This window comes from Aeromonas sp. QDB63, from assembly GCF_027707425.1.
GTDB classification, from domain to species: Bacteria; Pseudomonadota; Gammaproteobacteria; order Enterobacterales; family Aeromonadaceae; genus Aeromonas; species Aeromonas caviae.
On sequence record NZ_JAPCIS010000003.1, the window covers coordinates 124,209 to 138,268 of the forward strand.

At 65.7% G+C, this 14,060-nt stretch carries 16 protein-coding genes; 3 read left to right on the forward strand and 13 right to left on the reverse strand.

Annotated elements, in window-relative coordinates:
- Positions 1-172: 172 nt before the first annotated feature.
- Positions 173-985, reverse strand: coding sequence for a 3'(2'),5'-bisphosphate nucleotidase CysQ (gene cysQ / locus PG879_RS03345; RefSeq protein WP_010675709.1), 813 nt, complete (start codon positions 983-985; stop codon positions 173-175).
- Between the two features lie 44 nt (positions 986-1,029).
- Positions 1,030-1,638, reverse strand: a complete 609-nt coding sequence (gene nudE, locus PG879_RS03350) for an ADP compounds hydrolase NudE (RefSeq protein WP_039040577.1) — start codon at positions 1,636-1,638, stop codon at positions 1,030-1,032.
- A 147-nt stretch (positions 1,639-1,785) separates the two neighbouring features.
- Between nudE and yrfG the strand changes: the two genes are divergently transcribed.
- The gene (gene yrfG, locus PG879_RS03355) at positions 1,786-2,454 is read left to right on the forward strand and encodes a GMP/IMP nucleotidase (RefSeq protein ID WP_270829737.1); all 669 of its coding nucleotides are present in this window, start codon (positions 1,786-1,788) and stop codon (positions 2,452-2,454) included.
- A 79-nt stretch (positions 2,455-2,533) separates the two neighbouring features.
- Here yrfG and PG879_RS03360 read toward each other — a convergent pair whose 3' ends face one another.
- Positions 2,534-3,640, reverse strand: a complete 1,107-nt coding sequence (locus PG879_RS03360) for an NADH:flavin oxidoreductase (RefSeq protein WP_270829738.1) — start codon at positions 3,638-3,640, stop codon at positions 2,534-2,536.
- A 116-nt stretch (positions 3,641-3,756) separates the two neighbouring features.
- Between PG879_RS03360 and PG879_RS03365 the strand changes: the two genes are divergently transcribed.
- Complete coding sequence (locus PG879_RS03365) at positions 3,757-4,662, forward strand: LysR family transcriptional regulator (RefSeq protein ID WP_270829739.1); 906 nt, start codon at positions 3,757-3,759, stop codon at positions 4,660-4,662.
- Here the strand turns inward: PG879_RS03365 and tyrS are convergent.
- Positions 4,657-5,922, reverse strand: a complete 1,266-nt coding sequence (tyrS, locus tag PG879_RS03370) for a tyrosine--tRNA ligase (RefSeq protein ID WP_270829740.1) — start codon at positions 5,920-5,922, stop codon at positions 4,657-4,659. The two genes, PG879_RS03365 and tyrS, sit on opposite strands and share 6 nt — an antisense overlap.
- 145 nt (positions 5,923-6,067) lie before the next feature.
- On the opposite strand from tyrS, the gene PG879_RS03375 reads away from it, so the two are divergent.
- Positions 6,068-6,877, forward strand: coding sequence for a helix-turn-helix transcriptional regulator (locus PG879_RS03375; RefSeq protein WP_052815529.1), 810 nt, complete (start codon positions 6,068-6,070; stop codon positions 6,875-6,877).
- 48 nt (positions 6,878-6,925) lie between these two features.
- On the opposite strand, the gene exeN is transcribed toward PG879_RS03375, so the two are convergent.
- The 9 genes from exeN to exeF form a co-directional block, all read right to left on the reverse strand.
- Positions 6,926-7,684 carry a GspN family type II secretion system protein ExeN gene (gene exeN, locus PG879_RS03380; RefSeq protein WP_270829742.1) on the reverse strand — a complete coding sequence of 253 codons (759 nt, stop codon included), beginning with the start codon at positions 7,682-7,684 and terminating at the stop codon, positions 6,926-6,928.
- Positions 7,681-8,172, reverse strand: a complete 492-nt coding sequence (exeM, locus tag PG879_RS03385) for a GspM family type II secretion system protein ExeM (RefSeq protein WP_010675717.1) — start codon at positions 8,170-8,172, stop codon at positions 7,681-7,683. The genes exeN and exeM overlap by 4 nt, the downstream gene beginning before the upstream one ends.
- Complete coding sequence (gene exeL, locus PG879_RS03390) at positions 8,169-9,353, reverse strand: GspL family type II secretion system protein ExeL (protein WP_270829797.1); 1,185 nt, start codon at positions 9,351-9,353, stop codon at positions 8,169-8,171. Before exeL ends, exeM begins: the two co-directional genes overlap by 4 nt.
- Before the next feature lie 113 nt (positions 9,354-9,466).
- On the reverse strand, positions 9,467-10,486 hold the full coding sequence (gene exeK / locus PG879_RS03395) for a GspK family T2SS minor pseudopilin variant ExeK (RefSeq protein WP_201890335.1): 1,020 nt from the start codon (positions 10,484-10,486) through the stop codon (positions 9,467-9,469).
- An 89-nt stretch (positions 10,487-10,575) separates the two neighbouring features.
- Positions 10,576-11,217, reverse strand: coding sequence for a GspJ family T2SS minor pseudopilin variant ExeJ (exeJ, locus tag PG879_RS03400; protein WP_270829744.1), 642 nt, complete (start codon positions 11,215-11,217; stop codon positions 10,576-10,578).
- Between the two features lie 44 nt (positions 11,218-11,261).
- Positions 11,262-11,615, reverse strand: a complete 354-nt coding sequence (gene exeI / locus PG879_RS03405) for a GspI family T2SS minor pseudopilin variant ExeI (RefSeq protein ID WP_257713654.1) — start codon at positions 11,613-11,615, stop codon at positions 11,262-11,264.
- Positions 11,616-11,680: 65 nt separating this feature from the next.
- On the reverse strand, positions 11,681-12,244 hold the full coding sequence (gene exeH / locus PG879_RS03410; protein ID WP_010675722.1) for a GspH family T2SS minor pseudopilin variant ExeH: 564 nt from the start codon (positions 12,242-12,244) through the stop codon (positions 11,681-11,683).
- 47 nt (positions 12,245-12,291) lie between these two features.
- On the reverse strand, positions 12,292-12,723 hold the full coding sequence (gene exeG / locus PG879_RS03415; RefSeq protein ID WP_270829745.1) for a GspG family T2SS major pseudopilin variant ExeG: 432 nt from the start codon (positions 12,721-12,723) through the stop codon (positions 12,292-12,294).
- A 116-nt stretch (positions 12,724-12,839) separates the two neighbouring features.
- Complete coding sequence (exeF, locus tag PG879_RS03420; RefSeq protein ID WP_039040588.1) at positions 12,840-14,060, reverse strand: GspF family T2SS innner membrane protein variant ExeF; 1,221 nt, start codon at positions 14,058-14,060, stop codon at positions 12,840-12,842.

The window sequence follows — 14,060 nt, forward strand, 5'->3', positions numbered from 1 at the left end:
ATTAAATGAAATTTATGCCAGTGCAGCCAGATTGGATGTGATGATCCACTGCCGTTATCGCCATCACTAGCGAATCTCCCTAAAATCCCCGTAACCAGCCAGTGGATCACACCAATGCAATCAGGCGACCCTGTGGTCGCCTGATTGCATTCCCTGCGAGCTGGTCGACCCGTCAGTGGGCCAGAATGCGTCCCCAGGCGAGATCCGGGTCCCCCATCACGATGAAGTCCGGGTTCTCCAGCGACTCGGTCTCGTTGTAGCTCAGCGGTTGCAGCGCCAGGCTGAGGATGCGCCCCCCTGCCGCCTCCACGATGCACTGGGCGGCAGCGGTATCCCACTCCCCGGTGGGGCCCAGGCGCACGTAGCAATCCGCCACGCCTTCCGCCACCAGGCAGGACTTGAGGGAGCTGGAGCCGAGCGGGATCAGCTCGTAGTGGATGGCCGGGTTGAGGCGACGGGTCAGGTTCTCCAGTTTCTGGCGGCGGCTGATGGCCACCACCAGGGAGTCAGGCTGATCGTGTTCATGATGGATGGCGCTGATGGGACGGCTCTCGCCGTTCGCCTCCTTGAAGGCGCCGTGACCGCGCACCGCCCAGTAGAGCAGATCGGATTCGGGGGCGTAGATGACCCCGAGCACCGGGACATTGTCCCGCACCAGGGCGATCAGGGTAGCGAAGTCGCCGCTGCCTGCGATGAACTCACCAGTGCCGTCCAGCGGGTCCACCAGCCAGTACTGGCGCCAGTTCGCACGCTGGCTGAAGGGGATGTCGGCCGCCTCTTCGGTCAGCACGGGGACATGGGGAGTGAGCGCTGCCAGCGCCTGTTTGAGGTAGGCATCGGCAGCAAGATCGGCACTGGTGACCGGGGTCGCATCCTCCTTCAACTGGCGTTCGAACTGACCGCCGCGATAGATCTCGTGAAGGATCCTGCCCGCCTCACGGGCGATCTCCTTGACCTCGGGTATCCAGGCCAACAACTCCTGCATGGTGCTTACCTCTGCCTCTGATTACCAAACAGACCCTCTGCGGGCTAATTTCCCTGCTCCGCCAGCCATTTGCTGGCCAGCAGCAGGGCACTGATGCTGCGCGACTCGGTGAAGTCCGGTCGTGCCAGCAACTCGTCGATCCGGTTGAGGGGCCAGGGGATCACCTCAAGAGGCTCGGGCTCGTCACCGACCCGCTGCTCGGGGTAGAGATCCCGCGCCAGCAAGATGTCCATCCGGCTGGAGAAATACCCCGGCGCCAGCGACACCTGCTTGAGCAGGGTCAGGCTGCTCGCCCCGAAGCCCGCCTCCTCCATCAGCTCCCGGTTGCCCGCCTCGAAGGCATTTTCACCGGGGTCTATCAATCCCTTGGGGAAACCCAGCTCGTAGGAGTGGGTGCCCGCCGCGTACTCGCGCACCAGCAGCAGGGTGTGGGCATCGAACAGGGGCACCACCATGACGGCCCCCCGGTTGCCGCCGCGCATCCGCTCGTAGACCCGCTCCTCGCCGTTGGAGAATTTCAGGTGAAGGGACTCCACCTTGAACAGCCGGCTCTCGGCCACGATCTCGGCCTTGAGGATCTCCGGCTTGCTCTTGTCATGGGCCATGGTCTCGACACTGAGGTGGACGGGATTGCGCTTGTGGGGATCGCTCATCGGGGGCTGACTGCTCGTTAAAAAATCGTGTTTCAAGAGTAAACGACTCCCCTGCCGAACACCACGGGGCAAAGAGGGGAAAGATGTCTGAAAAATCCGTTATAATGCGCCCCGTTTTTCCCATCACCACAGACATCGCGAGGCCCCATGTCGACTCCCCTGCCCTGGCACCAGATTGATACCGTGTTGCTCGACATGGATGGCACCCTGATCGATCTCCATTTTGACAGCCATCTGTGGCAAACCCTGGTGCCGGCGCGCTACGCCGAGCGACTCGGCCTGCCGCTGGCCGAGGCGAAGGCGCATATAGACACCCACTATCATGCGGTCAACGGCACCCTCGACTGGTACTGCGTGGATTACTGGACCCGGACGCTCGGGCTCGACATCCGCGCCCTCAAACAGGAGATCCTGGAGAAGATCCAGTGGCGCCCCAACGTCATTCCCTTCCTTGCCGCACTCAAGGCCGCCGGCAAGCAGGTGGTGCTCTTCACCAATGCCCATCCCGCCAGCCTGTCGGTGAAGGATGCACGCCTCGGCCTCGCCCAGCACCTCGATCTGATGGTGAGCACCCATGAGCTCGGGTGGTCGAAGGAGAGCCAGCACTGCTGGCAGGCACTGGCCGAGCGGCTGGCGTTCGACCCGGCCCGCACCCTCTTCGTGGATGACAGCGAGCGGATCCTGGCCGCCTCGGCCGAGTTCGGCATCGCCCACCAGCTCGGCATCCGTCACCCCGACAGCCAGATGCCGCCGCTCACCTTCCAGCACTTCCCGGCGCTCGACGACTACGCCGACCTGCTCCCTCTCGGCGCCTGACACGCACAAGGCCCTCTTCACGAGGGCCTTGTCACATCAGCTCAACAGCCTGCCGAGCGCATCCCGTTCATGAAAGCCCTCAGGCCGCATCGCGCGGGGCCAGCACCCCCATGCCAGCCAGGTAGTCGAGGGCGCTTGGGGTGAAGCCGACCTCCGTGAGGTGCGCCGCCGTGAAAGGGGCTGCATGCAGAGGCAGGCCGCGGCTCACCCGTTCCATCCAGTCCGGATTGCCAAGGGCCGCCGTGCCCACCGCCACCAGATCGGCGCCACCGGCCAGAGCCCGCTCCGCCGAATCTGCGTCGCTAATCTTGCCCGCCACCATGAGCGGCACCCGCCCGGCCAACCCGCCCCTTACCGCCTCCAGCAGGGCGCCGCCGTCGGGATCCCCCGCCACCGCCTTGAAGCTGTCCCCCATGGAGAAGTGCAGGTAGTCGATCCCCTCGTCCGCCAGCAGGCGCGCCACCGCCAGCTGATGGGCCAGTTCGATGCCCTGGATATGGGCATAGCTCTCGGGGGAAAGACGCACCCCGACCAGGAAGCCCCGGGGTAGACGGGCGCGAATGCCGCGCACTATCTCCACCAGGATCCGCGCCCGGTTGGCGAGGCTGCCCCCCCAGCGGTCGGTGCGCCGGTTGTGCAGGGGGTTGAGGAAGTTGCAGAGCAGGAAGTGGTGGGCTGCGTGCAGCTCGACCCCGTGCAGGCCGGCACCATGGGCCCGTTCGGCGGCGCTCACAAAGGCGTCAATGAGCGTCAGAATCTCCGCCTCGCTCAGCCCCTTGACCCCGAGGGGGTAACGCCCGCCCGACGCCAGCGCGCACGGGCCGACCGGCACCCCGTCGTTCAGCTCGGGCAGAGCCCGCATCCCGCCGTGATGCAGTTGCACCACCGCCAGCGCCCCGGCCTGCCGCGCACTGTCGGCCAGGGCCGTGAAGGCCTGCTGCTGGGCGTCCGTCATCAGGGCAGGCTGCCCCGCCCAGCAGCGCCCGCCGGGCTGCACCTGGGTGGCGGCGGCGATGAGCAGGCCGAAGCCGCCACGGGCGCAGCGCGCCAGCCAGTCGAGCTCGGCCTGGCCGGGATCACCGCCTGCGCCGCTCATGTTGTGGGTCAAAGGGGCCAGCACGGCCCGGTTCTTGAGCCGCAATCCGGCTCGCTCGAAGTGGAAGCTGTCGCCCAGTGTCTTGTTCATCGTCCTCTCCCGGGATCGCAATGGCATGGCGGCCACTATAAACCCGGGCCATCAGGATATAATCAGGCGCACAAGCAAGACATTCATTCCCAGCAAGACACAATAGGCCACCCCTCATGCGTCACCACAAGCTCGACACCCTCTACCTGATGCGCCTGCTGGTCACCATCGTCCGCTGTGGATCCTTCGCCGCGGCGGCGGCCCAGCTCGGCATCACCCCGAGCAAGGCGTCAAAAGATCTGCGCCACCTGGAGCAAAGCCTCGGCAGCGTGCTCCTGAGCCGCACCACCCGCCGGGTGCAACTGACCGACGCAGGAGAGCTCGCCTACCGCCAGGCCGACCAGATGATCGCCCTGCACGAGCAGCTGCTGGACGGCCTGCAGCGCCGCCGCTCGGCACTGTGCGGGGAGCTGCGCATCACGGCGCCGGATCTCTGGGGAGAAGTGGTGCTGACTCCGGTGCTGCTGCGCTTTCGCGCCGACCACCCGGAGGTGCGGATCATCGCCGACTTCAGCAATACCCCGGCCGACCTGCTGCGCGACAACCTGCACGTGGCGTTTCGCAGCACCGAGCTCGGCACCCAGCCCTACCTGGCGCGCCCCATCGCGGTGGACGATCTGGTGCTCTGCGCCAGCGCTGACTACCTAGACCGCCACCCGCCCCTCACCACACCGCAGGATCTGCACCAGCACAGCCTCATCACCCGCAGCCAGGAGTACGGCCGCCACGAGCGCTGGCCCCTGCTTGCCCAGGGGCGCGAGATCCCTCTCGAGGTAGCGGGCGAGCTGGCCTTCAGCAGCAAGAAGGCGATTCACCAGGGGATGCGCCAGGGACTGGGGATAGCCCGCCTGCCGCGCTACCTGGTGGCGGCCGAGCTGGCCGAGGGGGTGGTGCGCGAAGTGCTGCCGGACTATCGCCCCAAGGGGGCCCATTTCTACGCCCTCTATACCCAGCGCCGGGCCGAGTCGGCCCTGGTCGGCCACTTCCTCGACTACGTCATCGAGGCGCTCACCCCTTCATGAGCAGATCACCAGGTGGTACTGCTTCTTGCCCCGGCGCAGCAGCAGGTAGCGGCCGAACAGCCGATCGTCAGCGGTGAGCGGCTCATCCCGGCGGATCGCACCGTTGACGCTGACGGCCCCCGCCGCCAGCAGCTCGCGGGCGATCCGCTTCGAGTTGGCCAGGCCGCACTCCACCAGCAGGGTCACCAGATCCGTTTCCCCCTCGATGCAGCTGCTTGGCATGCCATCCTGGGCCAGCTGGGCCAGATCGCTCTCCCCAAGACGGGCTACCTCGCCACTGAACAACGATTCGCTGATGCGCTGCGCCGCCGCCAGCGCCCCCTTGCCGTGCACCAGCTCCGTCAGCTCGTCCGCCAGCACCTGCTGGGCCAGCTTGCGCCCCTGCCGCTTCGCATCCTCCGCCTCCAGCGCCTCAATCTCGGCCAGCGGCATAAAGCTGTAGTAGCGCAGGAAGCGGTAGACATCCTCGTCTGCGGTACCGAGCCAGAACTGGTAGAAGGCGTAAGGGGAGGTGAGCGCCGGGTCGAGCCAGATAGCGCCCCCCTCGGTCTTGCCGAACTTGGTGCCATCGGCCTTGGTGATGAGCGGCAGCGTCATGCCATAGACCTGTGTCTGATGCAGCCGCCTAGTGAGGTCCATGCCGCTGGTGATGTTGCCCCACTGGTCGTTGCCGCCGATCTGCAGGGTGCAGTCGAGGCGCTGGTTGAGCACGGCGAAGTCCTGGGATTGCAGCAGGGTGTAGGAGAACTCGGTGAACGAGATGCCCTGATCCGGGCGGGCCAGGCGCTGGCGCACCGATTCGCGGGCCAGCATGGCGTTGACCGAGAAGTGCTTGCCGATGTCCCGCAGAAAATCGAGGGCGGACATCTGCCCCATCCAGTCGGCGTTGTTGACCAGCAGCGGCGCCGCCAGCCCGTCGCTCGCCGGCAGCAGGGCACTTATCTGGGCCGACAGGCTGGCGACCCAGCCCTGCACCGTCTCGGCGCTGTTGAGGGTGCGCTCGCTTGCCTTGAAGCTGGGATCGCCGATAAGGCCGGTGGCCCCGCCCACCAGAGCCACCGGGGTGTGGCCCGCCAGCTGGAAGCGGCGCAGCATCAAGAGTGGCACCAGGTGGCCGATGTGCAGGCTGCCAGCGGTGGGATCGAAGCCGCAGTAGACGGTGCGCGGGGTGGCAAGATGATCGGCCAGCGCCACCGGGTCGGAATTCTGGGCCACCAGGCCGCGCTGGGTCAGCTCATCGAGCAAGTGAGGATTTGTCATGGAGGGCTCCAACAGCAAGAGAAAGAGGGCCATCCTCGCCGTTTGCAGTGCTGGCAGATATGTCCCCCAGGGGACAGTTTTGCCACTCCCGTGCTAGCATCCTGCCATCGTGGGGAAGCCATTCCCTGACCCGGAGCCCATCGCCATGCCCCCGTCTCCTGCCACGGATACCCTGAGCCTGACCGCCGCCGTCGATGCCCTGCACGGCAGCGGCTTCCCGGCAGCCCTGGTGCGCCTCATCCAGCAACAGGTGGCATTCGACTGTGCCCTGCTGCTCGGGGTGGGGCTGCGCCCCGTCTACCTCTACGACAACCTGCATCATCAGCGGGCCCTATTGTTCGACCGCTACCTCACCCGCCACTTCAGTCAGGATCCCTTCATGCAGGCGCTGGAACAGGGGCTGGGTGCCGGGGTCTGGACCCTGGCGCAGGTGTCGCGGGGGCGGCTCGACCCCGAGTATCGCCACCACTTCTATCAGGCCACCGGCTGGCAGGAGGAGGTGGGGCTGATCCTGCCGGTGCGCGGCGGCCTCACCCTGATGCTGTTTCTGGGCCGCCTCGACAAGCGCAGCTCCCTCAGCCGTGACGAGCTGGCCAGGCTGGAGGCACTGTTCCCGCTGGTCCACTCCCTGTGTCGCCAGCACTGGCGGGAAGAGACACCCCGCCTGGCCCGCAGCCCGGCCAGGTCAGATGGCACTGACCTCAAGGGGGCGGTGGAGCAGGCTATCGCCAGTGTGGGGGGAGATCAGCTAACCCGGCGGGAGCGCCAGGTGGCGGGTTTGCTGTTGCAGGGGCTGGATACCGAGGCCATTGCCGGTGCACTCGGCATCGGCAGCGGCACGGTGAAGAATCACCGCAAGCATCTCTACGCCAAGTTGAACCTGCACTCCCGGGCCGAGCTATTCAGCTTCTTCCTCAATCACCTCATCACGGCGCCAGCCGGCGCGCCCCCATAACGACACCACCCCGCCGGGGCGGGGTGGTTCAAACCATGGACAACGCCGTCAGATGCGGCCCTGATAACGCAGCGGGAAGCGCCCCTGCCCATCGGGCTGGCCGAGGAAGGGGAGCCCCTGTTTCATCTGGTCCGGCAGCTCGGGACCCGGTTTCAGGGTGCCCTGGAACAGGTACTGGCGATTGGCCTGCAACTCCAGCTTGCCCAGCACCTGCACCGCCTCCGAGCCCTGCTTGATCTCGGCCACCAGCCGGGAGTCGAGACAGGTGAGCGTGATCTCAGGATCCCCCAGGGCCAGCTTGCCCGCCGGGGTGTCCGCCTGTGCGTCATACCAGTGAAGATCCCCGTAAAGGTTGTCGCACCAGGGAATGCCCTGGGCAAACTGATCGATCTTGAGCTGCAACTGACCCGCCGCCGTCAGCGGGAAGGGGGGTCTCATCGGCACCCGCTCCAGCACCCAGGGGGCCGGCGCATTCAGGGTGATGTCGCGCCCGAAAGCGGCACCGTTCCAACCCAGGATCCCCTGCCCGTTGAGCCCGCTGCGCTCGCCAAAGCGCACCGACACCTCGGGCGCCAGCCGCAGCAGGGACCAGCCATCGAGATCCCAGCGCAACTGGGTGAGGGACTCGCTGGCATATTGCACCCGGGCGGCCTGACCGCTCCAGAGGGTGCCGCTCACCCCCTCCAACCGCACCAGATTGGGGGGCAGCGGCAGATGGCGCACCACCAGGGATGCTGGCAACTGGGCCAGCAGGAAACCGAGATAGGCCAGCAGGAAGAGACTGGCGATCACTATTTTTCGCTTCATTGGGAACGACTCAACTGCAAACGTCTGACCTTGACCAGCCCGGGGGCCAGCCCCTCGCGGGCCAGCTCGATGATCTGCACCTGGACGCCGTATTGATCCGAGAGGGTCGCAAGCCAGATCAGCAGATCATCGAACGGCACCGTGTCTATCCATACCTGCAGCTCCTGACCCTGGGGCTGCAAGCGGGCAATCTTGATCTTCTGGTTGAAGGCGGTGCGGTTCACCACACCGTCCAGGGTACCGCCGGTATCGATCTGGCGCCCCTGTCCCCCCTGCATCGCCAGCACCTCCTGCCCTTTCTCCTTGAGCCAGGCCAGGGTCTGCTGCTGGTTCACCACCTGCCGCTCGCGCTCGGCAATGCGATTTGCCACCGGCTGCCAGATCGCCCAGTAGAAGAGCCCGATGAGCAGCACGCTGCCCCCCACCGCCACCAGCCGCTGCTCGCGGGCACTGATGCCGCGCCACCAGCTCTGCAGTTTGTCCATCATGACGACCTCCCCTTGAGCACCAGCGCCCCTTCGACCTTGCCTTCGGTGCTTCGCACCTCACCCTGCTGCACCGCGAAGCGCTTGCCCGCCAGCTCGCGGAAACGTTCGATCTCGGTGAAGCCGGGGGCCGTCACCTGCAACCTCAGCTCGCCCCGGGCTGCATCGAAGCGCAGCACCTCGGGCTTGAGGCCGGGCACCTCGGCAAACACCGGGGCCAGCTCGGTCAGGAGCAACAGGACGCCATCCTGGGGAGCCTGCCCCAACTGCTGGAGGTGCTGGGTCATCTGGCTGCGCACGTTGACGATGCGCGTCTCCCCCGGGAAGATCCGGGTGTAGACCTGCCGGATCTCCGCCTTGAGGGCCTTGTCCTGTTCCGTCAGCTGGTGCAGATGCACACCGCGCTGCACCAGGGCCACCAGCAACAATACGCCTGCCAGCACCGCCACCTTGCGCCACTGCAACCAGTAGCGGGCGTATTCGGTCTGTGGACGATAGGGCCCCTGCAACAGGTTGGCCTGGCAGGTCAGCGCCCCTTTCGCCAGCAACAGCATGGGCAGTTCCGGGTCAGCCCCCTGCCAGTTGCCCGCCGCCATGGCGGGGATGGGAGTATGGCAGTGAAGGGTGACGGGATCGGTCTGCGCTGCCAGCAGCATGGCCAGCAGGGATTCCTCCGCCACTATGCCCTGACGGGGGCCCTGGCGGACCAGCCACTCCTCCCCCAGTTGCAGGGCTGACCAGCCATCGGCGGCGAGCGGCAGCGCCAGCACGTCGGGCAGCAGGTGCAGGGTCTTGAGCCCTGCCTGCTCCAGCCAGCCGAGCCAGGAGTGCATCTTCCCCTTGTCCACCGCCATCAGATCCACCTCGCGGCCCTGATGGCCCAGCACCACCAGGTGCAGATCGTCCACGTCTGAGGCGATCTGCTCCTCCAGCAGATAGGGCAGGGCCGCCGCACTCTGGCGGCTGTATTTGCCCGGCAGATTGACCCGCCGGAAGATAAGATCGCTGCCGGGCACCAGGGTCACCACGGGGCGACCACCGGCACGCTCCTGCAGCTCGCCGAGGGCGTGCGCCGAGGCCAGGATGCCGGAGGCGATGATCTCCTGCTCCTGCGCCGACCAGACCAGCCAGTGCACTGACTGCTGCGCATTGGTCCCCAGACGGATGACCAGACTCTCGCTCACTAATGTCTCTCCTGCCATGCCCGCTCCTCCCTCAGGGGGGCGGGCGCACAGCCATGGGTTGCAGTCCAATCGGGGGATGCGCAGGGCAGCTGAAACCGCCCCACGCCCCCTTGTTATTCGGCGCCGCCGCTCAGGCGACGCAGCATCACCAGCTTGTTGTCCTTGCCACGCTGGAAGACGGTCTCAAGCCTGGCGCGGGTCTCCCCCACCTCCGCCAGCAGGCGGGCCTCGAAGAAGCTGCTCTTGATGTCCAGGGCGCCATCCAGCCCGGTGATGGCACCCGGCTGAACCTGCAACTGCTCCGTCATCTCCTGCTTGTTCTTCCACCCCTTCTTGGGGCGGCTGGTCAGCACCCGCTTGGCATCGTCCAGCCCGATCTTCCCCTGGTAGAGCCCCACCAGCAGGGCCGCCTGCTCCGGCCGGATGGTGTTGATGTTCACCACCAGCTTGTCATTGGGCAGGGAGCACACATAGGGGGCCAACCGGGCGTACAGGCTGGCGCTCACCCCGCGCACCGCCCGCAATTCGTCGGTGCCCAGCATCCGCTGGTTAGCCACCAGGTAGGGGGGATTGAGTCCCTCGTAGTAGGCATCCTCGGCCCCGTTGCTCGAGACCAGTTGGGTATCCTTGTCGGTCCAGTCGCGGATGGCGTCCGTCAGCTGCACCGCTTCGTAATCATCCACCTCGAGCTGGGCGAGCAGGGCCCGGAACACCTTGAACTGGTAAGGCTGGGCCTCGAGATCGTCGCCGTTCTCCCCCTCCTTGAGGGGCACGCTCAGGCTGTTGAGGTTGAAGCAGGATTGCAGATCCCGTACCCGGCCCGAGAGAGTGCCATCCTCCACCGGGAAGACCCCGTCCTCCCGCGCCCAGTTCTGTCCCAGACTCACCCGATCCGGGTCATCCTTGAAGTCCTGGTTCAGCACCTTGATCACCAGAGCCTCCGCCGACATGGCATACCACCAGGCCTGCTTGCCCAGGGTGAGGTTGGCGGTGCGACGCAGCTCCAGTTGCAGGCGGCCGCTCATGTTGCTGGCGACGATCACCATCACCGCGAGGATGAGCAGCACCACCAGCAGGGCCATGCCCCGCTGTCTGCCGGGGGCCAAAGGAGGACGGGGGCGCTTAATTGCCATTGTCCGCCCTCTGGCCACCAGCACAGATCAGGAACTGGCGACGTCGAATAGTGCCGTCATCCTCCGTGACGGACAGGGGAAAACGACGATCAGTTACCATTCTCTGCCCTCTGGCCACCGGCTCCGATCAGGAACTGGCGGCGGATGGTGCCGTAGTCTTCAAGATCCAGCTCCACCGCCAGCCCATAGGGCAGCAGGTCGCGCTGGGTCCACTCCTCCCTCCACTGTCCCTTGTCGTAGAAATAGAGGCGCAGCGCCGTCACGCCGGTCAGCACGGGCTGAATGCGCGGCTCGGTGCCAATGGCCGGATCCGGATAGAGGTAACTCAACCGCTCCAGGGTCTGCCCCTTGAGACGCCAACCCACTCGTTGCAGGCCGGAGCGTGGCAGTATGCCGTCCGGATTGAGCCAGCCGCCGCGAATGAAGGCCATGCCCCAGTCGTCGCTCTGCTGGCCGAAGCGGGACGCCGCCAGCAGCACCTTGTTGTTCTCGCCGTCGATGCGACCGCTGCGCGGCACCATCTGGGTGACGTCCCGCTCCAGCAGGCTGAAGGCGAGCTGCAGTTCCGAAAGGCGGGCCTCCTTGCGCTTGGCAACCTCGTCGCTGGTCAGCACCCCTTGCAGCACCTGATAGGCCCCCAGGCTCAGGGTGGCGAAGATGGCAATGGCCACCAGCATCTCAAGCAGGGTAAAGCCGCGGTGGCGCGATGGGCGGGGGTTGCTCTGGATCATCGGCTGACACCGGCTCCGGATCATGGACGCACGTTGATGAATGTTCATCGGCTGAGATAGGTCCGGATCATGGCCACCGGGCTGTCGGCCTTGGGCGCAGTGCGCACTTCCATGTCCAGCGCCCTGAAGTTGCTGTCCGCCGTGGCGACGCCGCGATAGCGCCAGTACCAGGTCTGCCCGGCCATCTCCTCGTCCCCTTCCACCCAGCTGTCTCCCGGCCATTTGCCTTCGAGCTTCTGCTGCACCAGCTGATTCTCCACCACCCAGGTCGCCAGGGTCTTCTGCTCCAGATAATTGAGGCCGGCCAGGTGTTCGCTCGCGGTCTTCATCACCGCCAGCCCGGCGATGGCAAACACCGCCAGGGCCACCATGACCTCCAGCAGCGTCATGCCGCGCACCCGGGCGGGGCCGCCCGACAGAGCGGTGCGACGCGCTAGAGCGCCCCCTGCGGGCCTGGCGCTCCTCACTCTTCTTCCTCTTCATCCTGCAACAGGGAGAGACGACCGAACTCGTCCCCCCTGACGGTGCGCAGGTAGTGCAGATCCTCGTCCTGCTGGCTCAGGGTCAGCACGAAGGGAGAGAGCTCTCCCCCCGGAAAGACCAGGATCTGGGGTGTCCGCTCGCGCTCGTCCCGACCCTGCTCCTGGCGTTCGTCCGACGCAGTACGCCAGTTGAAACCTTCCAGCTCCACCGCCAGGGTCATCCCCTCCGGCAACGTCACCGGCCCCAGCAACTTGTCACCGGTCAGGGCGCGCCACTTGCGATCCTTGGGATCCCGGGACATAAACTGCCAGCCGTTCTCCTCGACCCGCAGCCCCAGCAGCCTGCCATCCATCACCGAATACTCCTGGGCCTGCTGCAGGGTCGCCATGAAGCGGCGCGCCTGCTTGTCGAGCTCCCGATCCCCCCTGGCGCCCCCCATGCTGAGGGTGACGGCGGTCGCCACCAGTCCCATCAACATGGCGACCAGCAACACCTCCAGCAGGGTAAAACCGGCCTGGTGACGGGCCGAAGAGGCCACCTTCATTCAGGCAGCCCCGGGGTGGCGCAGTGAGCACGACGCGGCGGAATCACTTATTGGAAGTCCTTCAGGTTCCAGTTGCCGATGTCGTCATCGGTCCCGGCTTCGCTGTCCATCCCCATGGAGAAGATGTCGATCTTGCCGAACTGGCCCGGGCTCAGCAGCTGGTACTGGTTGCCCCAGGGATCCTGCGGCAGGCGCTTGATGTAGCCCCCTTCACGGTAGCTGCGCGGCTCAGGGGATGCGGTCGGCTTGTTGACCAGGGCATCCAGCCCCTGCTCGGTGGTCGGGTAGCGGTTGTTGTCCAGCTTGTACATGTCGAGGGCGTTTTCCAGCGCCACTATGTCGGAGACCGCTTTTTGCTGATCCGCCTTCTCCTTGTTGCCCATCAGGTTGGGCACCACCAGGCTGGCCAGGATCCCCAGGATCACGATGACCACCATCACTTCCAGCAGGGTAAAACCCGATTGACGACGCTTTTGCATGACTGACTCCCTAACGAAATGAGATGGCATGAGCCATCAACGATTAACTGTTAAACCACGATCGTTCGATTGAATTTGCAGGTTCGAATGGCGAAGCCTATTCGGGCACCCGACCCTCACAGATTCACCATGTTGTTGAGCTCCAGGATCGGCTGCAGGATCGACATCACGATAAACAGCACCACCCCGGCCATGGAGACCACCAGCATGGGCTCGAACACCCCGAGGGCGATGTTCACCTGGGTTTCGAACTCCCTGTCCTGGTTGTCCGCCGCCCGCTCCAGCATGCTGTCGAGCTCGCCGCTCTGCTCGCCCGAGGCGATCATGTGCAGCATCATGGGCGGAAAAATTCTGGTTTCATCCAGCGACTTGCGCAGGCTGGTCCCCTCCCGCACCCGCTCGGTGGCCTCACCGATGCGCATGCGGGCATAGTCGTTGGAGAGCACTTCGCCGGCGATCTTCATTCCCTCCAGCAGGGGGACGGCGCTGGCGTTGAGGATGCTCAGGGTGCGGGCAAAGCGGGCGGTGTTGAGACCACGGCTGACCCGACCGATCACCGGCAGGCGCAGTATCACCTGGTGCCAGCGACGGCGGCGCTTGTCGTCGGTCAGCCACCAGCGCCAGATCAGGCCGCCAATGCCAAGGAGCAGCAAGAACCAGAGGCCGTAGTGCTGCAACAGCTCGCTGGTGCCGATGAGGAAACGGGTGGTGCCCGGCAGTTGCTGGCCCATGTGTTCGAACTGGGCCACCACCTTGGGCACCACGGCGGTGAGCAGTATGGAGATGACCCCCACCGCCACCAGGGTGAGGACGATGGGATAGATCATCGCCTGCAGCAGCTTGGTGCGCATGTGCTGGCGCTGCTCGGTGTAATCGGCGAGACGGTTGAGCACCTTCTCCAGGTGACCGGACTTCTCGCCGGCCGCCACCATGGAGCGGAACAGCTGGTCGAACACATGGGGGAAGGCCCCCAGCGAGTCGGCCAGGGAATACCCCTCCACCACCTTGCTGCGCACCGTCGCCACCAGGCTGCGCAGGTGGGCCTTCTCGCACTGCTCGGCGACCGCCTTGAGGGCCTCTTCGATGGTGAGACCGGCCCCCACCAGGGTCGCCAGCTGGCGGGTGATGAGGGCCAGTTCTGCGGTGGAGGCACCACGGCGAAACAGCACGAAGCGGTTCGCCTCCCGCTTGGCCTTCTCGGTGGTCTCGTTCACCTCGAGGGGGGTCAGCCCCTGCTCGCGCAGCAGCTGGCGCACCTGGCGGGCGGAATCCCCTTCCAGCACGCCGCTCTTGTTGCGCCCCTTGCCGTCGAGGGCCTTGTATTCAAATGCTGCCAT

Bases quoted from the DNA above. Each gene is read 5' to 3' on its own strand.
- cysQ (WP_010675709.1), bottom strand. From the start codon at position 985: ATGCAGGAGTTGTTGGCCTGGATACCCGAGGTCAAGGAGATCGCCCGT.
- nudE (WP_039040577.1), bottom strand. From the start codon at position 1,638: ATGAGCGATCCCCACAAGCGCAATCCCGTCCACCTCAGTGTCGAGACC.
- yrfG (WP_270829737.1), top strand. From the start codon at position 1,786: ATGTCGACTCCCCTGCCCTGGCACCAGATTGATACCGTGTTGCTCGAC.
- PG879_RS03360 (WP_270829738.1), bottom strand. From the start codon at position 3,640: ATGAACAAGACACTGGGCGACAGCTTCCACTTCGAGCGAGCCGGATTG.
- PG879_RS03365 (WP_270829739.1), top strand. From the start codon at position 3,757: ATGCGTCACCACAAGCTCGACACCCTCTACCTGATGCGCCTGCTGGTC.
- tyrS (WP_270829740.1), bottom strand. From the start codon at position 5,922: ATGACAAATCCTCACTTGCTCGATGAGCTGACCCAGCGCGGCCTGGTG.
- PG879_RS03375 (WP_052815529.1), top strand. From the start codon at position 6,068: ATGCCCCCGTCTCCTGCCACGGATACCCTGAGCCTGACCGCCGCCGTC.
- exeN (WP_270829742.1), bottom strand. From the start codon at position 7,684: ATGAAGCGAAAAATAGTGATCGCCAGTCTCTTCCTGCTGGCCTATCTC.
- exeM (WP_010675717.1), bottom strand. From the start codon at position 8,172: ATGATGGACAAACTGCAGAGCTGGTGGCGCGGCATCAGTGCCCGCGAG.
- exeK (WP_201890335.1), bottom strand. From the start codon at position 10,486: ATGGCAATTAAGCGCCCCCGTCCTCCTTTGGCCCCCGGCAGACAGCGG.
- exeJ (WP_270829744.1), bottom strand. From the start codon at position 11,217: ATGATCCAGAGCAACCCCCGCCCATCGCGCCACCGCGGCTTTACCCTG.
- exeH (WP_010675722.1), bottom strand. From the start codon at position 12,244: ATGAAGGTGGCCTCTTCGGCCCGTCACCAGGCCGGTTTTACCCTGCTG.
- exeG (WP_270829745.1), bottom strand. From the start codon at position 12,723: ATGCAAAAGCGTCGTCAATCGGGTTTTACCCTGCTGGAAGTGATGGTG.
- exeF (WP_039040588.1), bottom strand. From the start codon at position 14,060: ATGGCAGCATTTGAATACAAGGCCCTCGACGGCAAGGGGCGCAACAAG.